This is a genomic window from Deinococcus sp. LM3 (genome assembly GCF_002017875.1).
Classification (GTDB): domain Bacteria; phylum Deinococcota; class Deinococci; order Deinococcales; family Deinococcaceae; genus Deinococcus.
On the sequence record NZ_MUFV01000001.1, the window covers coordinates 1,448,033 to 1,472,431 of the forward strand.

At 65.2% G+C, this 24,399-nt stretch carries 21 protein-coding genes, 1 tRNA gene and 1 riboswitch; of the genes, 16 read left to right on the forward strand and 6 right to left on the reverse strand.

The window, feature by feature from the left end:
• Positions 1–102 precede the first annotated feature (102 nt).
• Entirely contained in the window at positions 103–1,938 is a 1,836-nt protein-coding gene (locus tag BXU09_RS06850; protein ID WP_078301392.1) for an acyl-CoA dehydrogenase C-terminal domain-containing protein, read from the forward strand.
• Between the two features lie 265 nt (positions 1,939–2,203).
• Positions 2,204–2,527: a hypothetical protein gene (locus BXU09_RS06855; protein ID WP_144012010.1), complete on the forward strand. Its 324-nt coding sequence runs from the start codon at positions 2,204–2,206 to the stop codon at positions 2,525–2,527.
• A gap of 63 nt (positions 2,528–2,590) precedes the next feature.
• Here BXU09_RS06855 and BXU09_RS06860 read toward each other — a convergent pair.
• From BXU09_RS06860 to BXU09_RS06885, 6 genes are all read right to left on the reverse strand, one after another.
• Positions 2,591–2,666: transfer RNA gene (locus tag BXU09_RS06860), tRNA-Ala, on the reverse strand.
• 197 nt (positions 2,667–2,863) lie between these two features.
• Positions 2,864–3,484: an RloB family protein gene (locus BXU09_RS06865; RefSeq protein WP_078301395.1), complete on the reverse strand. Its 621-nt coding sequence runs from the start codon at positions 3,482–3,484 to the stop codon at positions 2,864–2,866.
• Positions 3,477–4,772 (reverse strand): ATP-binding protein, encoded by a 1,296-nt coding sequence (locus BXU09_RS06870; RefSeq protein ID WP_078301397.1) that lies wholly within the window; start codon positions 4,770–4,772, stop codon positions 3,477–3,479. The genes BXU09_RS06865 and BXU09_RS06870 overlap by 8 nt, the downstream gene beginning before the upstream one ends.
• A 116-nt stretch (positions 4,773–4,888) precedes the next feature.
• Positions 4,889–6,298 carry an IS66 family transposase gene (locus BXU09_RS06875; protein WP_240501062.1) on the reverse strand — a complete coding sequence of 470 codons (1,410 nt, stop codon included), beginning with the start codon at positions 6,296–6,298 and terminating at the stop codon, positions 4,889–4,891.
• A 299-nt stretch (positions 6,299–6,597) separates the two neighbouring features.
• Positions 6,598–9,672 carry a carbamoyl-phosphate synthase large subunit gene (carB, locus tag BXU09_RS06880; protein WP_078301399.1) on the reverse strand — a complete coding sequence of 1,025 codons (3,075 nt, stop codon included), beginning with the start codon at positions 9,670–9,672 and terminating at the stop codon, positions 6,598–6,600.
• A gap of 80 nt (positions 9,673–9,752) precedes the next feature.
• Positions 9,753–10,382, reverse strand: coding sequence for a LysE family transporter (locus tag BXU09_RS06885; protein WP_078301400.1), 630 nt, complete (start codon positions 10,380–10,382; stop codon positions 9,753–9,755).
• 100 nt (positions 10,383–10,482) lie between these two features.
• On the opposite strand from BXU09_RS06885, the gene BXU09_RS06890 reads away from it, so the two are divergent.
• From BXU09_RS06890 to BXU09_RS06955, 14 genes are all read left to right on the forward strand, one after another.
• Complete coding sequence (locus tag BXU09_RS06890) at positions 10,483–11,610, forward strand: aminotransferase class I/II-fold pyridoxal phosphate-dependent enzyme (RefSeq protein WP_078304820.1); 1,128 nt, start codon at positions 10,483–10,485, stop codon at positions 11,608–11,610.
• Between the two features lie 104 nt (positions 11,611–11,714).
• Entirely contained in the window at positions 11,715–12,194 is a 480-nt protein-coding gene (locus BXU09_RS06895) for a hypothetical protein (RefSeq protein WP_078301402.1), read from the forward strand.
• A 162-nt stretch (positions 12,195–12,356) separates the two neighbouring features.
• A complete protein-coding gene (locus BXU09_RS06900; RefSeq protein WP_240501324.1) occupies positions 12,357–12,845 on the forward strand; it encodes a hypothetical protein in 489 nt (162 codons plus the stop codon).
• A gap of 296 nt (positions 12,846–13,141) precedes the next feature.
• Positions 13,142–14,368: an argininosuccinate synthase gene (locus tag BXU09_RS06905; RefSeq protein WP_078301403.1), complete on the forward strand. Its 1,227-nt coding sequence runs from the start codon at positions 13,142–13,144 to the stop codon at positions 14,366–14,368.
• A gap of 5 nt (positions 14,369–14,373) precedes the next feature.
• Positions 14,374–14,919, forward strand: a complete 546-nt coding sequence (locus BXU09_RS06910; RefSeq protein ID WP_240501064.1) for a GNAT family N-acetyltransferase — start codon at positions 14,374–14,376, stop codon at positions 14,917–14,919.
• Complete coding sequence (locus tag BXU09_RS06915) at positions 14,916–15,320, forward strand: hypothetical protein (protein ID WP_078301407.1); 405 nt, start codon at positions 14,916–14,918, stop codon at positions 15,318–15,320. Before BXU09_RS06910 ends, BXU09_RS06915 begins: the two co-directional genes overlap by 4 nt.
• A 24-nt stretch (positions 15,321–15,344) precedes the next feature.
• The gene (gene argH / locus BXU09_RS06920) at positions 15,345–16,745 is read left to right on the forward strand and encodes an argininosuccinate lyase (RefSeq protein ID WP_078301410.1); all 1,401 of its coding nucleotides are present in this window, start codon (positions 15,345–15,347) and stop codon (positions 16,743–16,745) included.
• A gap of 44 nt (positions 16,746–16,789) precedes the next feature.
• The gene (locus BXU09_RS06925; RefSeq protein WP_078301414.1) at positions 16,790–17,299 is read left to right on the forward strand and encodes a GNAT family N-acetyltransferase; all 510 of its coding nucleotides are present in this window, start codon (positions 16,790–16,792) and stop codon (positions 17,297–17,299) included.
• Between the two features lie 114 nt (positions 17,300–17,413).
• Positions 17,414–17,866, forward strand: a complete 453-nt coding sequence (locus BXU09_RS06930) for a GNAT family N-acetyltransferase (protein ID WP_078301417.1) — start codon at positions 17,414–17,416, stop codon at positions 17,864–17,866.
• A gap of 85 nt (positions 17,867–17,951) precedes the next feature.
• Entirely contained in the window at positions 17,952–18,479 is a 528-nt protein-coding gene (locus tag BXU09_RS06935) for an N-acetyltransferase (RefSeq protein ID WP_078301418.1), read from the forward strand.
• Between the two features lie 86 nt (positions 18,480–18,565).
• Complete coding sequence (locus tag BXU09_RS06940; RefSeq protein ID WP_240501066.1) at positions 18,566–20,236, forward strand: hypothetical protein; 1,671 nt, start codon at positions 18,566–18,568, stop codon at positions 20,234–20,236.
• Between the two features lie 90 nt (positions 20,237–20,326).
• Entirely contained in the window at positions 20,327–21,511 is a 1,185-nt protein-coding gene (carA, locus tag BXU09_RS06945; RefSeq protein WP_055363930.1) for a glutamine-hydrolyzing carbamoyl-phosphate synthase small subunit, read from the forward strand.
• Positions 21,512–21,664: 153 nt separating this feature from the next.
• A riboswitch (cyclic di-GMP riboswitch) is annotated at positions 21,665–21,749 on the forward strand.
• Positions 21,750–21,854: 105 nt separating this feature from the next.
• A complete protein-coding gene (locus tag BXU09_RS06950; RefSeq protein WP_078301423.1) occupies positions 21,855–22,292 on the forward strand; it encodes a hypothetical protein in 438 nt (145 codons plus the stop codon).
• Between the two features lie 40 nt (positions 22,293–22,332).
• Entirely contained in the window at positions 22,333–24,330 is a 1,998-nt protein-coding gene (locus BXU09_RS06955) for a DUF11 domain-containing protein (RefSeq protein WP_078301427.1), read from the forward strand.
• The last annotated feature ends 69 nt before the right edge of the window (positions 24,331–24,399 follow it).

A 24,399-nucleotide genomic window follows, 5' to 3' on the forward strand; every position in this document is an offset into this window, starting at 1 on the left:
GCGGACGGGGATGACATTCGCCCCGCGAAGATTTATACTCGGTTCAACTAACAGTGACGGGTGGCGTCCTTCCGGGCGAAACCCCACAAGGAGGACCTACACATGCCTACCTACAAAGCCCCCCTGCGCGACATCAAGTTCCTGATGAACGAACTGCTGGACGCCCCCGCAGAACTCGCCAAGATCCCCTACTACACCGCCAACGAAACCGCCGACGCCGACCTGATGAGCCAGGTGCTCGACGAGGCCGCCCGCTTCGTGGAAACCGAACTGGTCCCCCTGAACGCCGTCGGCGACAAGGAAGGCTGCGTCCGCCACGACAACGGCGACGTGACCACCCCCACCGGCTTCAAGGCCGCGTACGACAAGTACCGCGCCGCCGGCTGGACCGCCCTCGACGCCGACCCCACCTACGGCGGCCAGGGCATGCCCCACCTGATCAGCAACGTGCTCGTCGAGATGCTCAACAGCGCCAACGTCGCCTGGAGCATGTACCCCGGCCTGAGCCACGGCGCGTACAGCGCCCTGCACGCCGTCGGCAGCGACACCCTGAAAGACCTGTACCTGCCCAAGATCGTCAGCGGCGAATGGACCGGCACCATGTGCCTCACCGAACCGCACGCCGGCACCGACCTCGGCATGATCCGCACCAAGGCCACCGACAACGGCGACGGCAGCTACGCCATCAGCGGCACCAAGATCTTCATCAGCGCCGGCGAGCACGACATGGCCGACAACATCGTCCACCTCGTCCTGGCCCGCCTGGAAGGCAGCCCCGAAGGCACCAAGGGCATCAGCCTGTTCCTGGTTCCCAAGTTCATCCCCACCGCTGACGGCAAGGTCGGCGAACGCAACGGCGTGGTCTGCGGCAGCCTGGAACACAAGATGGGCATCCACGGCAACGCCACCGCCGTCCTGAACTTCGATCAGGCGCAGGGCTGGCTGGTCGGCGAGGTCAACAAGGGCATGAGCCACATGTTCATCATGATGAACGCCGCCCGCCTCGGCACCGGCCTCCAGGGCCTGGGTCTCGGTGAAGTCGCGTACCAGAACGCCCTGGTGTATGCCAAGGACCGCACCCAGATGCGCCACGAACCCCGCGTGAACCCCGGCGAGCAGGCCGACCCCATCATCGTGCACCCCGACGTGCGCCGCATGCTCCTGACCGGCAAGGCCTACACCGAAGCGGGCCGCGCCATGGCCATGTGGCTCGCCCTGAGCATCGACCAGGAACACCACCACCCCGACGAAGCCAAACGCAAGGAAGCCGCCGACCTCGTCGCCCTGCTGACCCCCATTGCCAAGGCCTTCATGACCGACAACGGCTTCAACATCGCCGTGCAGAGCCAGCAGGTCTTCGGCGGCCACGGCTACATCCAGGAATGGGGCATGGAGCAGTTCGTCCGCGACGCCCGCATCGGCCAGATCTACGAAGGCACCAACGGCATCCAGGCCCTCGACCTGCTGGGCCGCAAGGTCCTGATGGACGGCGGCAAGAAACTCCAGAAACTCGCCGGCACCCTCCAGGAATTCGTCGAGGAAAACGAAAGCGACGAGCACATCGGCGACTACGCCACGCAGCTCGGCAAGGCCGCCCAGCAGCTCGGCAGCCTGACCATGGTCATCGGCCAGAAAGCCATGGGCGAAGGCGGAGCCGACGAAGTGAACGCCGCCGCCGTCGACTACCTGCGCTTCTTCGGGCACGTCGTGTACGGCTACCTCTGGGCCCGCATGGCCAAGATCGCCCACGAGCAGATCGAAGCCGGCAACGACAAAGACGGCTTCTACACCGCCAAAGTCCAGACCGCCAAGTTCTACTTCGCCAAACTGTTCCCCGAAATCAAGAGCCTCGCCACCACCATCAAGGCCGGGAACGAAACCCTCGCCGTCGACGACCGCGCCGTCTTCGGCTGGGAAGGCGCGCTCGTCCACGCCTGAACCCCACCCCCGCACCACACAGGAGGCCCGTCGCAACCGCGCGGGCCTCCTGCCTTGCATGGCAGCCCCAGGGCCGTACACAGACCGTCTGGGAGGCCCACCCGCACCACACCGCTCCCCGTGTGCCGCCCGCGCGTTTCAGCGGGCAACGGCTACCGCTGAAAGCCTGCCCAGCCCACCACCTGCGCCGCTACCAGAATCCCGCGCCCCCCGCAGCGGCATGTGCGGCAACGCCCCGCTCTCATGACTGGTATATGTGAAAGCCATGAAGAAACTGACTGCCGGTCTGCTCCTCATCGCCTCCCTCACCCTGGCCTCCTGCGCGCCCAAGTACACGGCCGCCACCGCCAAACCCGTCAGCGACATGAACTGCGCCGAGATCAAGGACGAACTGGGCAAACTCGCCACCGTCCGCACCGAAGCGCAGAACAAGAGCGGCGTCAGCAAGGAGAACGTCCTGTTCGTCCTGTTCTTCTGGCCCGGCGCGGTCGTCAACGAGATGGACAACCGCGACGTGATCGCCAAGGTCGACGCCCGCACCGAGGAACTGAACAAAGCGCAGAGCGCCAAGAGCTGCCCCGCCAACTGAACCCCACCCAGGGCAGGCGCAACAGGAAAACCCCCTCCGGTGTGGAGGGGGTTCCTTTGTTTCTGGTGGAGCTGAGCGGGATCGAACCGCTGACCTTCTGAATGCCATTCAGACGCGCTCCCAGCTGCGCCACAGCCCCAAGCCAACGCCTGAGCCCAGAAAATGTAGCACCACCACGCACAGAAGTAAAGAGGGGAGAGGGGGCGGGTGTGGAGTCCTCCAGTCCGCCCCCCGCCACCACCCCGCGCCCCAGCAGAAGCACAAGGCAAACTTGCCAAAGGTGCAATCATATTTATCTGTAATTTTTTTAGGGATTGGTAGAATTTAATAATAACTCTAATTTATTTCTTGTGCAAGAAGTTCTTTGACTAAATGGTGCACTAAAGTCCATGGATTACCCTGTGCTGGTGTTTTTCCATCCCTGGTCTGAGTTGATTCAAGATTATCGGCATTCTGAATCGCTGTTTTCTGGTTCTGGAGTAATATTTTATATAAACCTACTATGTTTTTATCGTATTTTTTCCCAAAATGAGTAGATAGCTCGGTGTAAACAACGCTTCTGGGTAGATGGGCCGTAGTGAACCGATAATGGAGTAGATACCAAAGTTCAAAACTTTCATTTGACCACGCAACTCTAAATCCTTTAGATAAGGCCTTTTGTATTGCATTGGTAAAATTTTGATCTGGAAAATCATCCTTATCAAAAACGCACCACACCTGTTCATATATTCGATTGTTCGCTGTATGTAGTCTCTCTGCTTCATCTATAAGCGAAATTGTGTTATAGCCTGTACCTACGGGCTCTATCGCTATGGACAGTCTATGGTGTTGGCGCATCTCCTTGAAATAATTTGGCTCTGTTTTTTCTCCCTCGCAGACTATTAAGTAGGTCCTTCTTTCGCTCCGCTGCTTGCGAGCAGATCCAATGGCTTTCTGGGCCTTATTGCCTCTACTCATTATCGATTATATCCTTATCGAAGAAGTCAAAAGAGCCAAGATATGGAATCGCCCCATACTTTCCCGATATATAATTTTTCTCAAAAGATGCATCATTTCTGATGGATTTACCGTCTATCTTATAATCACTTAGGGAGTAATATTCTGTTGCCTGGGTTTTATCTTTCTCTGCGAACCATATTTGATCACGCCTTAAGACGTTGCTGTCTAGCAAGTTGGTGTCATGAGTAACGAATAGGAGTTGGGCATTTTTGGGATTGCTCGCCTTGCTATTAAACATTCTTATAATAGAGAGAGTGATCATTGGATGAAGTTGAGAATCAATCTCGTCAATAATTAGAACTCCACCGACCTTAAGTGTTGTTATGAGAAGAGCGGAGAGGGCAAATAGTTTTTTGGTTCCGTTGGACTCGTGTGTGTCAAGGTCAAATTTTTCTGTGCCCGTTATTTCGCCTTGATTATTAAATTTATGATGCCATGTATTTACAATTTGTCGCGAGTCAATGATCATTTCTTGAAGCGACTTTTCGGAAAGCGCTTGGCGTTCTGAATCTGAAAGTTTTCCTTTCTCGCCAAGGGTCACGCTATCAATGCAAAGGTCTGCCGCTTTAAGAAACGAATGGATGTCGTCTCTGATGAAGCTCTTTTCGAGCATGCGCACGCTAAGGCCACGATATTGAATTTCAGTGCCGTCCAAAAAAAACATGGAGCTGAAAGCATCGATTATCTTGGTGGGAATTTTGGAATTAAATTGTGCAGCGACAGAAAGAAATAAAGCGTTGCTTCTCAAAAACTTTTGCAATGATTGGGCTTCGGAAAAATCCTCACCGCCCTTTATCTTATCTAGCTCTCTCGTGAATATTCTTCTTTCATGTGATTTCGGCGTCCAATATAGCCACTCTTCTTCTATTCGCTCTTGATTTGCTAAAAAACCATATCTGTATTTAATTCCCTCTAAGAGGAAAATTAACTCAAATAGACTCGGCTTTTTTGAATATTCTTCGTTTAAAAGGAAGGGCTCGACCTCGATTTTATCACCCTTCTGCATTTTTGAAGCCGATTGCGTTACCATTTTATCAAAGAATTGTAAAGCTTTGATAATATTTGACTTTCCGCTTGCGTTGGCGCCATAAATGCCAATGGATTTAAGGAGCTTTATCCTATTAAATTCGGCTACGTTTCTGTCATCTATCCGCGGATCGTGTGATTTTAACTTTTGAGCGACAAAATCTATCGTCACCGTATCGCGTATTGATCGGTAATTCTCAACGCTAAACTGGATGAGCATATTTTCTCCTATTGCGAAATTTTTGAGGAAAAATCTCAAAAAAATTCTATCAGGTGTATGGCTGACTAGGCCATAATGTCTGTGATTAGCGGTCGGTCGAAAGCGCAAGCGCCCAGTCAGCGCATGAGTCCAGTCAGGACCGCGACGGGGTCCTGACCGCGCAACCGCGCGGTCTCCACGGTGGACTTGATCCGCATGTACGTCTGCGCACCCACCGCATTTTTGCTGCACTGCGAGACCTTCCTCGCCATCACCACTGTCCGCAGACTCCGTTCCGCTGCGTTGTTCGTCGGTGGAATGTCCGGGTCCTTCAGGAACCGCCACAACCGGTCCAGCACGCTCTGCTTCAGGATGCCCAGTCGGAGTCGCTCGTTCGCTTTCGACTTCAGTGGTGCCCGATTCAGCAGGATGTTCAGGCGCAGGGTGAGTGCCTCACCCTGCTGCGCATACTCCTCTCGCGTGCATACCCCGGTCGTCACTTCCCGGTGCAGTCGGATGCCGTCCCGGAACACCTGCGCGACCCGTTGCCCGTACAGCTCTCCCCGCCCAGGTTGCCGCTGGAGAACAGCGGCGACTTCATCCGCGTTGCGGATCAGGTGCGCCAGGCACTTCTGCTGCCGGACGTCCTGCAGGTAGCGGCTGTCGTACGAGGAGAAGCGGTCGCTGATCAGCACGCCGGCGAAGTTGTGCCCCAGGCCTTCCCGAACTTCCACGTTGGTATGCCGCAGGTTCGCGCGGAACAGCACGGTATCCGCGCTACGGAACGTACCCACCCAGGCGTTCTGGGCGCCGATCCGCCAGCCGGTGTCGTCGTGATGCACGAACGAAGCCTGTTGGATCTGTGTCTGCAGCGCGTCGACGTGGGCAGCCAGGGCGCTGCCGTCGGCCGCAAGCCGCTGTGCGGCTTGCGTGATCGCACCCTGCGTGATCTGGAGGCCGCCGAGGAGGTCCATGACCCGACCGATGCGGCGGACCGGGAGGCCCAGCTCGTGATGCAGGGTCTGCAGGGTCGCGTGCAGGACGGGGCCGAGTCGATGGGCAGTGGCACCGACCTGATTGGCTTTCAGGTCAGGATGGTCACCACGCACCGCGTGGTGACACTGCGGGCACTCCATGACGGGCACGTGGTACTCGGTGACCTGCATGGCGTTCTGGGGGACGAGTTCCGTGACCCAGGCCTTGTCCTGACGGGTGAAGATCAGCGGCCCCGTGAATCCACAGCGAGGACAGGTATTGGGCGTGTCGACTTCCACGGTGGCCGTGATCTGCTCTGGCGTGGGTGGAGACTTGTGCGTGAAGGTGCCTTCACCAGGACGCCGTCCTGGTGACTTGGGATCGGCGGTGCGTTTCTCCCGACTGAAGGGGGCGGCGTACTTGCGTTCCCGCCGTTCGAGTTCCTCGATGCGCTTCTTCAGGCGGGCGATTTCCGCTTTGAGGGCCTTGTTCTCGGCGATCAGTTGGTCGATCTGCTCGGACTGATGACGGATGATCTCGAAGAGATCCTTCTCAGTCGCCCCAGTGCCCATGGACAGCATGGTAACGGCCCGGGTGCCCGGCTGGAAGCCGGGCACCCGGACGAGCGCTAATCACAGACGCCATAATCACTGGGTGCTCACCTCAGACCCTTCAGGTGGCGCACGAGGAGAACCACGATCGGAGGCTTGACGTACCGTTTGACGGATAGGGGCGACAATCCTATGGTTGGTAGTTGCTCACCTTATGTGATCGTTGACCGGGTGGCACTCACTGACCGTAAAACCACCCACAGAACCCTCAGTCAGTTGTGGTGTAGAAGGTTCTGCGTGTGCTTTTTTGTGGCGTTACGTCAGGCGTTCACCCATTCCTGAAGGCTATTGACGTTCAGGGGGTCGTTCTTGGCGGCGGCGATGGCTTTGGCGGTCCATTCGGCGGCTTCGCGGGTGCTGACGATGGGCACGCCGCGTTCCAGGGCGGTGCGTAGTAGGCGGCTGCCGGTCACGTCGATCAACAGGTTGGGCAGCTTGTCGCCGTCCTGTTCGCGGATGACGGTCAGGCCGCTGTCTTGCAGGCTGGCGGCGACGTCGTCCAGGCCGTCGCCGAGCAGCAGGGCGGTGCCGGTGGTGGGGACGTTGCTTTTCGCGCCGATCTGGGCGCGGTAGAACGCGCGGTAGGGGTCGCTGTCGATGCCCATGCTCTCGCCGGTGCTTTTCATTTCGGGGCCGAGGGTGGGGATCACGCCCGCGAACTTCAGGAACGGCAGGTGCACTTCCTTCACGGAGTACATGGCGGGGACGGGGGTCTCAAACAGGCCGATCTGGTCGAGGGTGTGGCCGACGGCGATGCGGGCGGCGCTCTTGGCGAGGGGGTGGTTCACGGCCTTGCTCACGAACGGGACGGTGCGGCTGGCGCGCGGGTTCGCTTCGAGAATGTACGCCACGTTGTCCTTGACGGCCCACTGGACGTTCATCAGGCCGCGCACGCCCAGGGCGAGGGCGAGGCGTTCGGTGTCGGCCTTCACGCGGGCCAGCAGGTCGGGGCTGAGGTTGACGGGGGGGAGGATGCAGGCGCTGTCGCCGGAGTGGATGCCGGCGGCCTCGATGTGTTCCATGATGCCCATGACGACCGCGCGGTTACCGTCGCAGAGGGTGTCCACGTCGAGTTCCAGCGCGCCTTCCAGGAACTGGTCGAGGAGGATGCTGGGTTGCCCTTCGACGGCGGCGTACACCTCGTTCAGGTACGTGGTGAGTTCGTCCATGGAGCGGACGGTACGCATGGCGCGGCCGCCCAGGACGTAGGAGGGGCGGGCCATGAGCGGGAAGCCGAGTTCTTCGGCCAGCGCGGCGGCCTGGTCGGGCGTCTGCGCGACCTTACCGAGCGGCTGCGGCAGGCCCAGGCGTTCGCACAGCGCGTTGAAGGAGGCTCGGTCCTCGGCCTCGTCGATGGCGTCCACGCTGGTCCCAATGATCGGGGCTCCGGCTTCGGCCAGTCGGCGGGCGAGTTTCAGCGGGGTCTGCCCGCCGAGTTGCACGATCACGCCCACAGGTTTCTCGTGTTCGACGATGTTCATGACGTCCTCGAACGTCAGCGGCTCGAAGTACAGGCGGTCGGCGGTGTCGTAGTCGGTGCTGACCGTCTCGGGGTTCGAGTTGACCATGATGGTCTCGTACCCGGCGTCCTGAAGCGCCCACACGGCGTGCACGGTGGCGTAGTCGAATTCCACGCCCTGCCCGATGCGGTTGGGGCCGCTGCCCAGGATCACGACCTTGGGTTTCTCGGTCTGCGTGACCTCGTCCTCCCACTCGTAGGTGCTGTAGTGGTAGGGGGTGTGCGCCTCGAACTCGGCGGCGCAGGTGTCCACGGTCTTGTAGACGGGCACGGCGCGGGCTTCCTTGCGGATGGCGCGCACCTCCAGTTCGCTCAGGCCGACGATCTCGCCGATGCGCGCGTCGCTGAAGCCCAGGCGTTTGACCTCGCGCCAGATCTCGTACTTCCACTCGCGGATCGGGCCGAGTTCCAGCAGTTCGCTCTCGGCGTCGATGATCTCCTTGAGCTGGCTCAGGAACCACGGGTCGATCCTGGTGGCGTCGAACAGGTCGCCCGTGCTCTCGCCCCGGCGCAGCAGTTCCATGACGGCTTCCAGGCGGCGGGGGTTGCCGTACAGCAGGCCGCGCAGTTCGTCCACGCTCATGGCGGCGAATGCACCGCGCACGTCGGACTCGATGCTCCGCATGGCTTTCTGGAGGCTTTCCTTGAAGGTGCGGCCGATCGCCATGACCTCGCCCACTGAGCGCATCTGCGTGCCCAGCGCGTCACTGCTGCCGGGGAACTTCTCGAACGCGAAACGCGGGATCTTCGTGACGACGTAATCGATGCTCGGCTCGAAGGAGGCGGGCGTGATGCGGGTGATGTCGTTCTTCAGTTCGTCCAGGTGGTACCCGACGGCCAGCAGCGCGGCGATCTTGGCGATGGGGAAGCCCGTCGCCTTGCTCGCCAGCGCGGAGCTGCGGCTCACGCGGGGGTTCATCTCGATCACGATCACGCGGCCGTCCACGGGGTTCACCGCGAACTGGATGTTGCTGCCGCCCGTGTCCACGCCGATCTCGCGGATGATCGCCAGGGACTGGTCGCGCAGGCGCTGGTACTCCACGTCACTGAGGGTCTGCGCGGGCGCCACCGTGATGCTGTCGCCGGTGTGCACGCCCATCGGGTCGAAGTTCTCGATGGAGGTGATGATCACGACCGTGTCGGCCGTGTCGCGCATGACCTCCAGCTCGTACTCCTTCCAGCCCAGGATGCTTTCTTCAAGCAGCACGCTGGTCACGGGGGAGTCGCGCAGGCCACCTTCCGTGATCGCCAGGAACTCTTCGTAGGTGTGCGCGATGCCGCCGCCCGTGCCGCCCAGCGTGAAACTGGGGCGGATCACGATGGGCAGCCCGATCTGTTTCTGGTACTCGATGGCTTCCTCCATCGAGTGGACCATCTGGCCCTTGGCGGTCTCCACGCCGATCTTCTTCATGGCCGCCTGGAATTCCTCGCGGTCCTCGCCCTTGCGGATGGCGGCAGCGTTCGCGCCGATGAGTTCCACGCCGAACTCGGCAAGCGTCCCGTCGGCGTTCAGGTCCATGGCGAGGTTCAGGGCCGTCTGGCCGCCCAGGGTGGGCAGCAGCGCGTCCGGGCGTTCCTTCTCGATCACGCGGCGCACGAATTCCGGCGTCAGCGGTTCCAGGTAGGTGGCGTCCGCGAGGTCCGGGTCGGTCATGATGGTCGCCGGGTTGCTGTTGACCAGCACCACCCGGTACCCTTCGTTCTTCAGCGCTTTGAGCGCCTGCGTGCCCGAGTAGTCGAACTCGGCGGCCTGCCCGATCTGAATGGGGCCGCTGCCGAGAATCAGGATGGTCTGGAGATCAGTACGCTTAGGCATTCCAGAGAATGAGCCTAACACGCCCGGAGCCCCGGCGGCGTGAGGCGGTCTGCAAACTTATGCAGGCAGGCCCGGCGGACCTACAGTCCGTGCCCCAGCCCCGCAGTCGTCAGCAGCCCCGCCGCCGTCAACAGGAGGGTGGCGCCGATCAGCAGGTCCAGCACCCGCCATGCCTGCGGGCGGGCCATGACCGGAGCCAGCGCGCGACCTGCCACGGCCAGCGTGAAGAACCACGCCCAGGACGCCAGGACCGTGCCCAGCAGGAACGCCGTGCGCCCGCTGCCGCTCAGGCCCGCGCTGGCCCCGCCGATCAGCACGACCGTGTCCAGCAGCGCGTGGGGGTTCAGCAGACTGAAGGCCGCCGCCATGCCGATCACGCGGGCGGGCGCGGTCACCGCCCCGTCCGGCGCGGCGTGCAGGCCCGCGTGACCGGGATTCAGGGCGGCGCGCAGGGACCGCAGGCCGTACCACGTCAGGAACGCCGCGCCCAACAGCGTGCCCGCCGTCACCAGCGCCGGGTGGCGGGCCAGCAGGCCGCCCACGCCCAGCACGCCCAGCGTGATCAGGGCCGTGTCGCACAGCGCGCAGGCCAGGGCGGCCAGCAGCGCCCAGCGCCGCGCGAGCCCCTGACGCAGCACGAACGCGTTCTGCGGGCCGATGGCGACGATCAGGGACAGACCCAGGCCCAGCCCGCGCAGGAAAGGAGGCATCCCGCCCACTGTAGCGGCCCGCCGGACCACCGTTCACGCAGATTGCCCGCAGATCAGACGACTCCCGGCGCGCCGGCCCGCGCCCGTGCAGACTGCGTTCATGCCACAGCTGCACGACCGGGCCCGCGCCTCGCAGGAGAGCGTCTTCTCACGCATGAGCCGACTGGCCGCCCAGCACGGCGCGGTGAACCTGGGTCAGGGCTTCCCGCCGGGCGCGCCGCCATCCTTCCTGCTGAGCGCCGCGCGGGACGCCCTGGGCCGCAGCGACCAGTACACGCCCCCGGCAGGCCTGGGCGCGCTGCGGGACGCGCTGGGCGCCGACCTGGGCGTGGACGGCGTGGACATCACCGTCACCTGCGGCGCGACCGAGGCCCTGAACGTCCTGGCCCTGTCGCTGTACGGGCCGGGCGACGAGGTCCTGATGCTCGAACCCGTGTTCGACGTGTACCTGCCGCAGGCGCGGCTGGCCGGCGCGGCGCCCGTGACCGTCCCCATGCGGCTGGACCCACAGTCCGGCTGGTCCTTCGACCTGAACGCGCTGGCGGCCGCCGTCACGCCGCGCACGCGGGCACTGCTGCTGAATAGCCCCTTCAACCCCACCGGGACGGTGTTCACGCCCGAAGAACTGGCCGCCATCGTGGCCCTGGCCCGCCAGCACGACCTGTGGATCATCAGTGACGAGGTGTACGACGAACTGTACTTCGGAGAGCGGCCCGTCAGCCTGCGGACCCTCGCGCCGGAACGGACCTTCACGGTCGGCAGCGCCGGCAAACGCCTGGAAGCGACCGGCTGGCGAGTCGGCTGGATCGCCGCGCCCCCCGGCCTCAGCACAGGCCTGAGTGGAGTGCGGCAACTCACGTCCTTCTGCTCGCCCGCGCCCCTTCAGGCGGCGGTGGCGGCCGCGCTGCCCGTCGCCCGCCAGGACGGCTTCTACGACACCCTGCGCGCCGGGTACGCCGCCCGCCTAGCCCTGCTGGCCGGGGGCTTGCGCGACCTGGGGGCCACCGTGTTCGAACCGCGCGGCACGTACTTCCTGACCGCGCTGCACCCCCACTGGACGGCCGGGTCCCTAGTCGAGCAGGCGGGCGTGGCCGTCATTCCCGGCGAGGCCTTCTACTCCCGGCACGCCGCGCCACAGGGACTGCTGCGCGTGGCGTTCTGCAAGTCCACCGACGACATTCACCTCGCACTGGAGCGCCTGGAACGCCATGTGAGATCCCAGTCCTGACTCCCGGCACGCGCCGGAACGTAAACCCCTCATGAAGGCCTCCGCGCGTTTTTGTAAAGAAGACCTCCTTACTTCACGCCGTCCCCGCTGACTATGCTCGGGGCATGAAGAAGACCATCCTCGGCCTCCTGGCGATCACCGCCGTTTCCTCCGCCTCCGCGGCCAGCTACGTGGGTGGCTCGGTCGGCTCCGGCGCGACCCTGCACTACCAGACCGACCTGACCGGCAGCAGCGCCATGCGTTACGGCCTGAACTTGGACGCCACGAACTTCAACTTCAACAATGTCGCTATCGGCGGCAGCGTGGACTACCTGGGTGACTTCACTGGCACTGGCTCGGCCCTGGGCGGCCTGACCCCCTACTACGGCCTGGGTCTGGGTGCTGGCGTGGCCCTGGGCAACAACGGCGGCGGCGTCAGCCTGTACCCGCACGGCACGCTGGGCCTGCGCTACAACGTCACGGATCCCCTCAGCGTCTTCGTTGAAGGCAACATCGGGCCCGTCGTCTCCATCGGCGGTTCCAACAACAGCAGCGTCTACATCGGCAGCGGCGCCCGCATCGGCCTGAACTACCGCCTGCCCTGATCAGAGTGCGCCGGCAGCCACGCGCGCCCTGAGCCCCCAACGAACAGAGAGGCGAACGACCCCCGCAGCGGGCGTTCGCCTCCATTCGTTTCTCGAAGCTGTCTAGAGTGGTGCTGTGAAAGCAGGCAGATGAGGCAGCCGATCTCTCATGAGAAGGTCAGGATGGGGGGCGTGAAGAAGATCCTGCTGTCCGTCCTGACCCTCGCCACCCTGTCCACCGCCAGCGCCGCCGAGAAGGTCGGCGCGTACCTGCTGGGCGTGCAATACCAGCGGGATACCAACGATACCGACGCTGTGCGCTACGGCCTGGGCCTGCCCCTGGCCGCCGCTTTCAACGGGGGCGGCTTCGTGACCGTCAGTGGCGACGTGTCCTACCTGCGCCACACGGCCCCCGAGACCGAATCGGTGCAGCCCTACTACGGCGGCAGCCTGGGCCTGCTGGGTCTGTTCGCGACCAGTGGCGGGGACTCTGCCGGTGCTGTGGGCGTGTTCCCCAGCGTGCTGGGCGGCGCGAACGTCAACGTGACCGATCAGGTCAGCCTGTTCGGGGAACTCGGTGTCGGGCCGCGCGTGATCTTCGTGACCGGCGGCGGCAGCGACTGGACTTTCGGGGTGGGCGCGCGACTGGGCGTCAACTATCGCCTGCGCTGATCGGCGCGTGCATCCGGGGGCCGCTGCGTGCGGCCCTTTTTTGCATCCCAGTGTGGGTTGGCTGGACACCCGGCTTGACCCTCCGGGCGGCCGCCTGCTACCCTCTCTGCATAGCTATGCGGTTTTATCGCATAACCATACATGCATATGCAGACCCTGACCCTCCGACGCTGACCGACCGCCTGCTTCCCTTCCGGGAATACAGGCGGCGCGTTCATGCCCGGAGGGTCTGCGCTGCCCGCTCCAGACCGAACGTTCCAGACCAACGCTTCACACGAACAGGGGAGAATCAGACCATGGCAAAAGACAAGATCGTACTCGCGTACAGCGGCGGCCTGGACACCAGCATCATCCTCAAGTGGCTCCAGACCGAGAAGAACTACGACGTGGTCTGCTTCACCGCCGACCTCGGCCAGGGCGACGAGGTCGAGGAAGCCCGCGTCAAGGCCCTGAACACCGGGGCCGTGGCCGCCTACGCGCTGGACCTGCGCGAGGAATTCGTGCGCGACTACGTGTTCCCCATGTTCCGCTCCTCGGCGCTGTACGAGGGGTACTACCTGCTGGGCACCAGCATCGCCCGGCCCCTGATCGCCAAGAAGATGGTCGAGATCGCCGGGAAGGAAGGTGCGGTGGCCGTGTCACACGGCGCGACCGGCAAGGGCAACGACCAGGTGCGTTTCGAGATGACCGCCTACGCCCTGAAACCCGACATCGTCACGGTCGCCCCCTGGCGCGACTGGACCTTCCAGGGCCGCGCCGACCTCGAAGCCTTCGCCCACGAGCACGGCATCCCGGTGCCCACCACCAAGAAAGACCCCTGGAGCACCGACGCCAACCTCCTGCACATCAGCTACGAGGGCGGCATCCTCGAAGACCCCTGGGCCGAACCGCCCGCCCACATGTTCAAACTGACCGTGGACCCCGCCGACGCCCCCAACGAACCCGAGTACGTGGAAATCGAGTTCCTGAACGGTGACCCGGTCGCCATCAACGGCGAGAAACTGTCGCCCGCCGCCCTGCTGGCCAAGGCCAATGAGCTGGGCGGGAAGCACGGCGTGGGCCGCCTCGACCTAGTGGAAAACCGCTTCGTCGGCATGAAATCACGCGGCGTGTACGAGACGCCCGGCGGCACCGTCCTGTACCACGCCCGCCGCGCCGTCGAGAGCCTCACCCTGGACCGCGAGGTGCTGCACCAGCGCGACCAGCTCGCCCCCAAGTACGCCGAACTGGTCTACAACGGCTTCTGGTTCGCCCCGGAACGCGAGGCGCTTCAGGTGTACTTCGACCACGTCGCCAGCAGCGTCACCGGCACCGCCCGCCTGAAACTCTTCAAGGGCAACTGCGTCACCGTGGGTCGCAAGGCCCCCCAGAGCCTGTACGACAAGGACCTCGTGAGCTTCGAGGCGGGCGGCGATTACAACCAGCACGACGCCGGCGCGTTCATCAAACTCAACGCCCTGCGCATGCGCGTCCAGGCCCGCGTGAAAGCCAAAGCCGAAGCCCAGGAACCCGCCCAGGTCTGAACGCTGTGACCCAGCCCCCCACCACGCTGCGCCCCGTGAACCCCGACGACCTCGCGGACTTTCACGCGGTCATGATGGCCGCCGGGATGGACCCCCGCAGCAGCTGGAACCGCATCACGCCTGCCGACCTGGAACGGTCCCTGCTGGCCCCCGGCGCGGGCGGGTTCCTGGCGGTCGCGAGCGGAGAGGTGCTGGGCTGCGTCGGCTACCGCCCTGATTTTTCCACCACGGGCGGCGAGCAGACCCTGACCCTGAACAAACTCGCCACGCGGCCCACCGCCCGCCGCACTGGCCTGGGCCGCGCCCTGGTGCGCGAAGTCGAGCACGTCGCCCGCATGGGCGGCTACGGGCGCGTCCTGCTGGCCGTGTCCCAGTTCAACCTGGACGTGCTGCCCTTCTACGACCGGCTCGGATACACCGTCTCCGACGAACCCTACGCGCACGCCCACCCGGACAGCCCCGCCCCGGTGGTGCTGGTGAAAGCGGTCAGGGCAGAGGAATCCACCCCTGACCGCCCGACTCCGCCTCTCTCTGACAAGGACGCCCCATGACCCGATCCCACAGCCGCCCGACCTCCCGCGTCACGCTGATGTGCGCCCTGGCCCTGACCGCCGGTCTGGCCTCCTGTGCGCCGACCGTGCAGGGCCCGAACGGCGCGTACCGCCCGAAGACGCAGACCGGCGGGTACCAGCTGTTCGTGAAGGTGGTGCCCGTTTCCGAGCTGACCGACACGACGCCCGCAGACGCGTACGTGAGCTTTCCGCAGTGCCTGAACACCGTCGTGGCGGTGCCGGACGTGCGTCAGCTAGGCCCAGAGGCGGCCCTGGACGCCTGCAGGAAGACGGACGGCAGCGTGGTGGGACTGATCGCCGGGGGCGCGGTCGTGATCAGTGTGCTGCTCGGGTTCGGCCTGGCCCCGCTGGTGAAGATTCTCCAGTCGACGGGGAACTGACATGCCATTCAATAAGGACATGAAATGACGAATATGCAGGACAAGAAACTCTGGGGTGGGCGGTTCGCGGAGGCGACGGACGGGCTGGTCGAGCTGTTCAACGCGTCGGTGGGCTTCGATCAGCGCCTTGCCGAGCAGGACATTCGTGGCTCTCTGGCGCACGTGGCGATGCTCGGGCAGGTCGGGATTCTGACCGCCGACGAGGTCACTCAGATCACCGATGGACTGAACGCCGTGCTGGCGGACATCCGCGCGGGGAATTTCGAGTGGCGCCTGGACCGCGAGGACGTTCACATGAATGTCGAGGCGGCCCTGCGTGACCGGATCGGGCCGGTGGCCGGGAAGTTGCACACGGCCCGCTCGCGGAACGATCAGGTGGCGGTGGATTTCCGTCTGTTCACGAAGGAAGCCGCGCTGGATCTGGCCGATAAGACCCGCGCCCTGCGCGTGGTGATGCTCGCGGAAGCCGAGAAGCACCTGGAGGCCGGGGTGATCCTGCCGGGGTACACGCACCTGCAGGTGGCGCAGCCGATCCTGCTGAGTCACTGGTTCATGGCGTACGTGGCGATGCTGGAACGCGACGAGGGCCGCTTCCGGGACGCGGCCGAGCGGATGGACGAGTCGCCGCTGGGTTCGTCGGCGCTGGCGGGCACGCCCTGGCCGATCGACCGGCACGCGACGGCGGCGGCGCTGGGCTTCGCACGCCCGACCGCGAACAGTCTGGATGGGGTGGGCAGCCGGGACTTCGCGCTGGAGTTCCTGAGTGCCTGCGCGATCCTGTCGGCGCACCTGTCGCGCCTCAGTGAGGAACTGATCCTGTACTCGACGTTCGAGTTCGGCTTCATCACCCTGCCGGACAGTCACACCACGGGATCGTCGATCATGCCGCAGAAGAAGAACCCGGACGTGTCCGAACTGGCGCGCGGCAAGGCGGGCCGCGTGTTCGGGAACCTGATGGGCCTGCTGACGGTCGTGAAGGGCACGCCGCTGGCATACAACAAGGACCTTCAGGAGGACAAGGAGGGCGTGTTCGACTCCTACGACACCCTCAGCATCGTGCTGCGCCTGTACGCCGAGATGATGCCCAAGACCGTCTGGCACGCCGACGTGACGGGGGCGGCCGCCGCGCGCGGCTACTCCACCGCGACCGACGTGGCGGACTTCCTGGCCCGCCAGGGCGTTCCGTTCCGCGAGGCGCACGAGGTCGTGGGCGGACTGGTCGGCGTGGCCAGCCGCAGCGGGCGGCAGCTGTGGGACCTCACCGATGAGGAACTGCGCGCCGCGCATCCCCTGCTGAACGCGGAGGTCGCTCAGTCCCTGACGGTCGAGGAGAGCGTCCGTGGCCGCGCCAGTTTCGGCGGGACCGCGCCGGACCGCGTGCGGGAAGCCATTCAGAATGCCCGTCAGGGGCTGGACCGCCCATGACGCACGCGTCCCTTCCGTCTGCCCTTCCCCTCAAGGAGTTCCCCATGACCCTGTCCGACATGCACGTCAAACTCCGTCAGGCCGCCCCGGCGGACCTGCCGGTCATTCTCGACCTGCTGACCCGCTGCGGGCTGCACACGACCAGCGTCACGCCGCAGGCCGGCACGTACTGGATCGCGGACCTGGACGGCGTTCCCGGCGGCTGCATCGGCCTGGAGCACGGCGAGGGCGTCAGTCTGATCCGTTCGACGGCGGTGCTGCCGGAGGCGCGCGCGCAGGGCCTGGGCCGGGCGTTGGTCCGCTCGGCCCTGACGCACGCGACGCTGCGCGGCGACCGGAGCGTGTACCTGTTCAGCGAGGAGGCCGGGGATTACTGGCGGCGTTTCGGGTTCGTGCCGGTCACGGCCGACGAGATCTCCGCGGCTTTGCCGGACGCGCCGCAGGTGGTCAGTGGCCTGTGCAACGGCTGGATCGGCGGCGAGCAGGCGTGGCGTCTGGACGTGCAGCCGCTGGCCGGGCAGCCGGGCGCGGCGGGCGAGGCGGCGCGGGGGTGAACGGGAACTGGCAGTGCTTCCACGCGGGCATGCGCTATGCTGTCGCCACGCAAAACCTGTGTCGACCTGCGGTCACCGTGACCGCCGAGCTTACTTTCACCGAAGGAGCACCGCATGACCGATTCCAGCGTTCAGATCCGCATGGCCAGCCCCGCCGACCGGGACACCGTCACCCGCGTCTTTCACGAGTCGGGCCTGGATACCGACGCCACGCTGGCGGACGGCACGACCTACTGGGTGATGGAACGGGGTGGGCAGCCGGTCGGAGCGATCGGCCTGGAGCACGGCGAGGGAGCCTCGCTGCTGCGCGGCGCGGCCGTGCTGCCCGAAGCGCGCGGCGGTGGCCTGGGCCGCCGGCTGGTCATGAGTGCCGTGGAGTACGCGCAGGGACGCGGGGACCGCGCCATCTACATGTTCAGCAAGGGCGGCGACTGGGGCACCTTCGGCTTCCAGCAGGTGCCGCTGGCCGTCGTGATGGGCGACGTGCCGGACGCCCCGCAGGTGCAGGCGTACCGCGCGCGTGGGGACCGTCCCGGCGGCACCACCTGGATGCGCACCCTGGGATAAGGGCTGTCAGCTGTGGGGTGTGGGGTGCAGGTCTGTTCCCACTTTCCACTTCCCACTCCCCACGACCGCCCCTGGGGGGCCGCGCGTGACACTGGCCCTGGAGTCCATCGCCGTGCCGGACATTCACCCGGACGCGCCCCTGGTGACCCGCAAGGCGCGACTGTCGGACATCGACGCCATTCACGAGCTGATCGGGTACTGGGCGGCGCGCGGACTGATGCTGGTCCGCTCGCGCGCCCTGCTGGCCGAGACCATCCGGGATTTCCATCTGGTGCTGGCCGACGCGCACGAGGGGCGGCCCGCCGGTCTGGCGGGCGTGTGCGGCCTGCACATGCTCGCCCCGGACCTCGCGGAGGTGCGCGGACTGGCGATTCACCCGAACATGCAGGGGCGCGGGCTGGGCCGTGACCTCGTGGCCGCGTGCGAACGCGAGGCCCGCGAGATCGACCTGCCGGCCCTGTTCGCCTGGACGTACCAGCAGGGGTTCTTCGAGAAGTGCGGCTTCAGGCGCATCGACAAGACGAACCTGCACCCGAAAGTCTGGAGCGAGTGCCAGCGCTGCGCGTTCTTCGAGAACTGCAACGAGATCGCCATGTACCGGGAGTTGCGGTGAGCGGGCGCCGGGCGTCCGGACTGTGCGGCGGGTCATCCGCTGAAGTGCTGACGCGCTCCGGGCCTGTGGCCTCTACGATGAAGTTCATGAAACCCATGCACGCTGCCGCTGCCCTCACCTTCGCCCTCGCTGCCACGGCCTCCGCGCAGGGAGCCTCTGCCCAGGGACCGCTGACGGCGCACCTGCCGGCCGGGGCGCTCCTGACCCTCGAGACGAAGGGCGCCGCCCCGGCCTTCGACCGCCTGACCGGCGTGATCGGCAGTGTGCTGGACGGCGCGGCCGAAGCGGGCGGTGAGGAAATGGAAGCCTCGGGGGCGATGCTGCGCGGGTTCAGCGGCGTCCTCGCCGACTCGGTGGGACGCGAGGGCGTGGCGGGCGTGTTCACGGTGCAGGGCAAGGGCGGCACCTTCACGCCGGCGCTGCTGGCCGTGGCGCGCACGGGGGACCTGTCCGCCGAAATGTTCTCGTCGTTCATCCCGAAGAAGAAGGGCGCGCGGGTCGGTGCGTACCCCTTCGTGCGCAGCGGGGATCTGTTCGCCGGGCAGGCGAACGGACTGGTGTACCTGTCGAGCGACAAGGCGCTGCTGATGTCGTACCTGGGCCGCCTGAGCGGGAAGGCCGCGCCGACCCTGGCGACCTCCGCGCCGTACGCGCAGGCGACCCGCGCGGCCGGGCCGGTGCAGCTGGGCGCGTACCTGAACTTCTCGGCCACCGCCAAGGTGATCCGCGGGCAGTTCTCGCAGTTCATGCTGCCGCGCCTGCTGTCGCCGGTCGTGGACGCCCTGGATACCCTGGGGCAGGTGGCGGGCGGCCTGACCACCACCGACGCCGGCCTGAGCACGGTATCCGCGCAGGTCGTGAACACGGCCGGGAAGGACCGCCCGCTGGCGCGCCTGCTGACCCACACCACCGACTTTGGCGTGCAGGACATCATTCCGGCCGACGTGGAAGGCGTGCAGGCGACCGCCTGCGCGCCCGAATCGAACGCCTACGCGGCCCGCTGGCTGACCCGCCTGGACCTGTTCGAGCCGTTCGGGTTCCTGACCGACAGTCAACTGGCCAGTCACCTGGAACGCTCCGGGCAGTACCTGGGCAGCGAGTGCGCGCAGGTCACGCTGTCCGGCGGTCTGCTCGCCAGCCTGGACCAGTCGGACCCGCTGGCGGCCCTGGCGACCGCCGTCACGTACCAGAGCGTGCGGGACCGCGCGGCCGCCGAGGCGCACCTGCCCGAGTACGCCCAGAGCGTGAACGAGGCCCTGGCCGGCCTGCGCGGCACCCTGAAAGGCACGCTGGGCGACCTGATGAAGGGCGACATGGCCGGCATGGACGAGGACGGCGTGGCCGCCATGATGGCCGCCGGGTCCTTCGAACAGATCGACGAGCTGCTGGCCGGCCTGAAGATGGTGTACGCCTTCGAGGGCGACTACCTGATCACCGCCTTCAGCGAGGAGGCCCTCCAGGCCGCGCTGGCAGGCAAGGACGCGCCGCTCGCGCAGGACCCGGCGTTCCAGGCGGCGGGCCTGACCCTGACCGGCAGTGGCGGCTGGGGCTACCAGCCTGACCTGGCTGACCTGGGCGGCGACGACCTGATGGGCAGTCTGCCGGCCGAATTCGAAGAGATGGACATGGAAGAGACGCTCGGCCCGGTGATGGACGCCATGGCCGGGCTGATCAACCGCTATGACGGCATGACCTCACAGCGCAGCGTCGAGGGGAATGTCATCATCGGCAAGGCGAACGTGAAGTACCGCTGGTAATTCCCCGCCTGTCGGGGGAGAGGAGCGGGAACTCTGCGTGCGCCGGGCCATGAAACGCGTCCGGAGAGGCGCGAATGGGGAGGAACGAACATGATCAGGAAAGAGCGGGCCATTCTGGCCCTGGAAGACGGCACGGTGTACCGCGGGTACGCCTTCGGGCACCGCGGCGAGACCGTCGGCGAGGTCGTGTTCAACACCTCCATGACCGGGTACCAGGAGATCATGACCGATCCCTCGTACAACGGGCAGATCGTGACCATCACGTACCCGCACGTCGGGAATTACGGCGTGGCGATCTACGACATGGAAAGCAACAAGCCGTACGTGCGGGGCTTCATCTCGCGTGAATTCAGTGCCGAGTACTCGAACTACCGCGCGCAGCAGTCGCTGGAATCGTTCATGCAGCAGTACGGCGTCGTGAGCATCCAGGGCATCGACACGCGCGCGCTGGTGCGCCGCCTGCGCACGGGCGGCGTGGTCAAGGGCGTGATCGCGCACCGGTCTTTCACGCACCCGGAAGATCCGTACGGCGAGTTCACGCCTGCCGAGGAGCAGGTGTACGTCAGCCGCGCCCTGGGGCATCAGGACATCGACGGGCACGACATGACCCGCGAGGTCACGACCGCGCTGCCCTACGCCTTCCCGACGCTGCGGCACGGCAAGCGCGTGGTCCTGATGGACTTCGGGATCAAGCACACCATCATCGAGCGGCTGGCCGAGGTGGGCATCGAGCCCATCGTGGTGCCCGCCCACACCACCCCGGCGCAGATCATGGCGCTGCAACCGCACGGCCTGTTCCTGAGTAACGGCCCCGGCGATCCCGCGCCGCTGGAGTACGCGCACAAGACCGCCTGGGAACTGATGGGGCTGCTGCCCACCTTCGGCATCTGCCTGGGCCACCAGATCCTGGGGCTGGCAGCGGGCGGCCGGACCTTCAAGATGAAGTTCGGTCACCGCGGCGGTAACCAGCCCGTGAAGAATCTGTTAACGGGAAATGTGGAGATCACGTCCCAGAACCACGGGTACGCGGTGGACATCGATTCGATCCCGAACGGGGCCTTCGTGGCCACCCACGTGAACCTGAACGACGGTACGCTGGAAGGCATGGCGCACTCGCGCTACCCGGTGTTTTCGGTGCAGTACCACCCGGAGGCCAGCCCCGGCCCGCACGACAGCCGCTACCTGTTCGACCGCTTCATCGAGGAGATCGACGCCTTCGATGGGGGCAGCGGTACCCCCATTGCCAAAGCGAATTCTGGCCGTCTGGGGGTTTGACAACAGAGATTAATGACTTGATGATGGGCAGGAGCGGAAGGTGAGAAATTTCATAGTGACGCTTGGGTCAGTCGGAAGACTGTCAGAGTTCCACCCTCACCCCCACCGCTCGTCAGTTCGGCCCCCCGCCGTAGGGTGGCCCCCCTGATCAATCAGCTGTTCCGGAGCTATGAACCACCTGGCGCAAACGGGCGCCTTGCCAGGTGTGGAGCGAGTGGCGCGACCGACAGAACGGAGGACATAGTCCCCCTGCTGTCGGTCTTTTTTTGTCCCGGAGGTCACCCTGAAACGCATCCTTCTCCCCCTCCTCCTGCTGGCCACGGCCGCCGCCCAGACCAGCACGGTGCAGCAGAACGTCAAGTTCACGCTGAACCAGGACCTCGTCAAACGGACGGTCACGAACGGGAAGACCGCCGAAACCATCGTCGAGAACCCCAAGACCGTCCTGCCCGGTGACCTGCTGCGCGAACAGGTGACGCTCGTGAACACCTCGGGCCGCCGCACCGGACAGCTGCTCGTGAACGTGCCGGTTCCCAAGGGCACCGAGTTCCTCGAGTTGACCACCCCGAACACCGACCGCTGGAAGGTGCAGTACAGCATCGACGGCGGCAAGGCCTACAGCGTGTCCCCCACCCGCACCGTGACCGTCACCGAAAACGGCCGGACGGTGACCCGGCAGGTCGCCGCGCCCCTGAGCGCCTACACCAACGTGCGCTGGACCGTCACCAGCATGAACCCGGACGAATCGCTGAAGCTCAGTTTCCGCGTCAAAGTCAAATAATCCCCCCCCACACCGATCCATGCGCTCATAAGGAGAACACATGAAGAATTCCTGGAAGTTTGCCGCACTGCTCGCCGCGCTCGCCGCCGGCTCCGCCTCCGCCGCCGGTACCGCCGCCGGTACCGTCATCACCAACACCGCCGAGATCGTCTTCACCCCCGAAGGCAGCACCACCCCCAACCCGCCCATCCCCTCGAACCCGGTCACCACGACCGTCCTGCCGGTCCCCAGCTTCACCATCGTCATCAACGACGGCAGCCCCGACCGCCTGACCCCGGACTACACCAAGCCCGGCCAGACCGCCACCGCCAAACCCGGCGACACCGTGGTCTTCCCGTACACGCTGACCAACACCGGCAACGTCCCCAACGAGACCTACGCCCTGACGAACACCCCGGACCCCACGGGCACCGTCAAGACCCCCGAGAACATCCGCTTCTACCCGGTCAGCGCCGACACCAACAACGACGGCACCCTGAGCCCCGCCGAGATCGCCGCCGCCACGCCCATCACCAGCATCTCCGGCGTGAACCAGGACAAGGAAGTCAAGTTCTTCCAGGTGTACACCATCCCGGCCGCCGCCACCAGCGCCGACAAGTTCGGTGCTGACCCCACGGGCGACCGCCAGGACAACCCGGCCTTCAACAACGACCCGGCCGTGCCCCGCGACGCCAACAACTCCAACGTCACCACCGTGGACCGCAAGGACGCCACCGTCATCGGCCCGAAGAACGACCCGGACGGCAACGGCAACCCCCTCACCGCCCCCTACCAGAGCAACGACACCACCCCGGTGACCATCACCCCCAGCGCCGCTGACACCCAGACCGCGCAGGCCACGACCACCACCACCGTCGTCACCTTCACGAACACCGTCCTGAACCCTGGCAACCGCCCCGACGTGTTCGAGATCACCGCCGGCCAGGCCGGCTTCCCGGCCGGCACCACCGTCGAACTGCTCAAGCCCGACGGCTCCCCCCTGACCGACACCGACGGCGACGGCGTGCCCGACGTGGGCAGCCTGATCCCCGGCCAGACCGCCGACGTGCTCGTGCGCGTCACCTTCCCGGCCGGCAGCGCCCCCACGACCCCCGGCACCCAGCCGACCGTGACGGTCACCACCACCAGCAGCAACGACACCACCAAGAAGGACACCACCAAGGACATCGTGAACCTGCCCGGCCTGTCCTTCGGGAACCCCACCCCCACCCCCGGCGGTGACCCCACCCTCCCCGGTACCCCCGAAGCAGGCACCCCCGGCAGCCCCACCAAGCCGCTGGACCCCGCGACTTGCACCACCACCGCCGGTACGCTGCGCTCGACCATCGCCATGGAGATCGCCAACCTGGGCAGCGCGCCCGACACCTTCGATGTGAGCGGCGTGGCCCCCATCAAGCTGGTCGGCGGCACCACCCAGAACGTTCCCGTGCAGTACTTCGTGGACGCCAACGGCAACAAGGCCCTGGACGCCGGTGAAGTCGCCCTGGCCGACACCAACGGCAACGGCACGGCCGACACCGGCGCGCTGGCCCCCGGCGCCGAACTGAAACTGATCGCCGTGGTCGACGTGCCCTGCTCCGCCGCCGCGCAGACCATCACCCTGAACCAGACCGCCAAGTCCCCCACGACTGGTGTAACGGTCACCGACAAGAACGACACCATCATTGTCACCTCGATCCCAGTCGCTGCGCCCGTGAAGACCGTTGACAAGGCCGAAGCCAAACCCGGCGAGAAGCTGACCTACACCATCATCGGTAAGAACACCAGCAACGCCAACGTGACCAAGGCCTTCATCAAGGACACCCTGCCCGCCAACACCACCTACGTGAGCTTCACGGCCGTCAGCAGCGCCACCGGCCCCATCCTGTACTCGACCAACGGCACCACCTGGAGCGCCGCGCCCATCGCCGCTCCCCAGGCGGACGGCGTGACCGTGTACGCCGGCGTGGACACCAACGGCAACGGCACCATCGACACCGGCGACATCCTGGCTCCCGGCCAGACCATCACCGGCACCTTCACCGTCACGGTGAAGTAAGGCCCGCAGGCGCGCCCGGCCCCGCAGTGCGGCGGCGGGGCGCGCCTCCCCCCACGGGGGAGTTCCACT

Coding starts and splice junctions, on each gene's coding strand:
- BXU09_RS06890 (WP_078304820.1), top strand. CDS start 10,483: ATGCCACAGCTGCACGACCGGGCCCGCGCCTCGCAGGAGAGCGTCTTC.
- BXU09_RS06940 (WP_240501066.1), top strand. CDS start 18,566: ATGAAACCCATGCACGCTGCCGCTGCCCTCACCTTCGCCCTCGCTGCC.
- carA (WP_055363930.1), top strand. CDS start 20,327: ATGATCAGGAAAGAGCGGGCCATTCTGGCCCTGGAAGACGGCACGGTG.
- BXU09_RS06875 (WP_240501062.1), bottom strand. CDS start 6,298: ATGGGCACTGGGGCGACTGAGAAGGATCTCTTCGAGATCATCCGTCAT.
- BXU09_RS06905 (WP_078301403.1), top strand. CDS start 13,142: ATGGCAAAAGACAAGATCGTACTCGCGTACAGCGGCGGCCTGGACACC.
- BXU09_RS06870 (WP_078301397.1), bottom strand. CDS start 4,772: ATGCTCATCCAGTTTAGCGTTGAGAATTACCGATCAATACGCGATACG.
- BXU09_RS06885 (WP_078301400.1), bottom strand. CDS start 10,382: ATGCCTCCTTTCCTGCGCGGGCTGGGCCTGGGTCTGTCCCTGATCGTC.
- BXU09_RS06900 (WP_240501324.1), top strand. CDS start 12,357: ATGGGGGGCGTGAAGAAGATCCTGCTGTCCGTCCTGACCCTCGCCACC.
- BXU09_RS06930 (WP_078301417.1), top strand. CDS start 17,414: ATGACCGATTCCAGCGTTCAGATCCGCATGGCCAGCCCCGCCGACCGG.
- BXU09_RS06915 (WP_078301407.1), top strand. CDS start 14,916: ATGACCCGATCCCACAGCCGCCCGACCTCCCGCGTCACGCTGATGTGC.
- BXU09_RS06895 (WP_078301402.1), top strand. CDS start 11,715: ATGAAGAAGACCATCCTCGGCCTCCTGGCGATCACCGCCGTTTCCTCC.
- BXU09_RS06850 (WP_078301392.1), top strand. CDS start 103: ATGCCTACCTACAAAGCCCCCCTGCGCGACATCAAGTTCCTGATGAAC.
- BXU09_RS06925 (WP_078301414.1), top strand. CDS start 16,790: ATGACCCTGTCCGACATGCACGTCAAACTCCGTCAGGCCGCCCCGGCG.
- BXU09_RS06955 (WP_078301427.1), top strand. CDS start 22,333: ATGAAGAATTCCTGGAAGTTTGCCGCACTGCTCGCCGCGCTCGCCGCC.
- BXU09_RS06865 (WP_078301395.1), bottom strand. CDS start 3,484: ATGAGTAGAGGCAATAAGGCCCAGAAAGCCATTGGATCTGCTCGCAAG.
- BXU09_RS06855 (WP_144012010.1), top strand. CDS start 2,204: ATGAAGAAACTGACTGCCGGTCTGCTCCTCATCGCCTCCCTCACCCTG.
- argH (WP_078301410.1), top strand. CDS start 15,345: ATGACGAATATGCAGGACAAGAAACTCTGGGGTGGGCGGTTCGCGGAG.
- carB (WP_078301399.1), bottom strand. CDS start 9,672: ATGCCTAAGCGTACTGATCTCCAGACCATCCTGATTCTCGGCAGCGGC.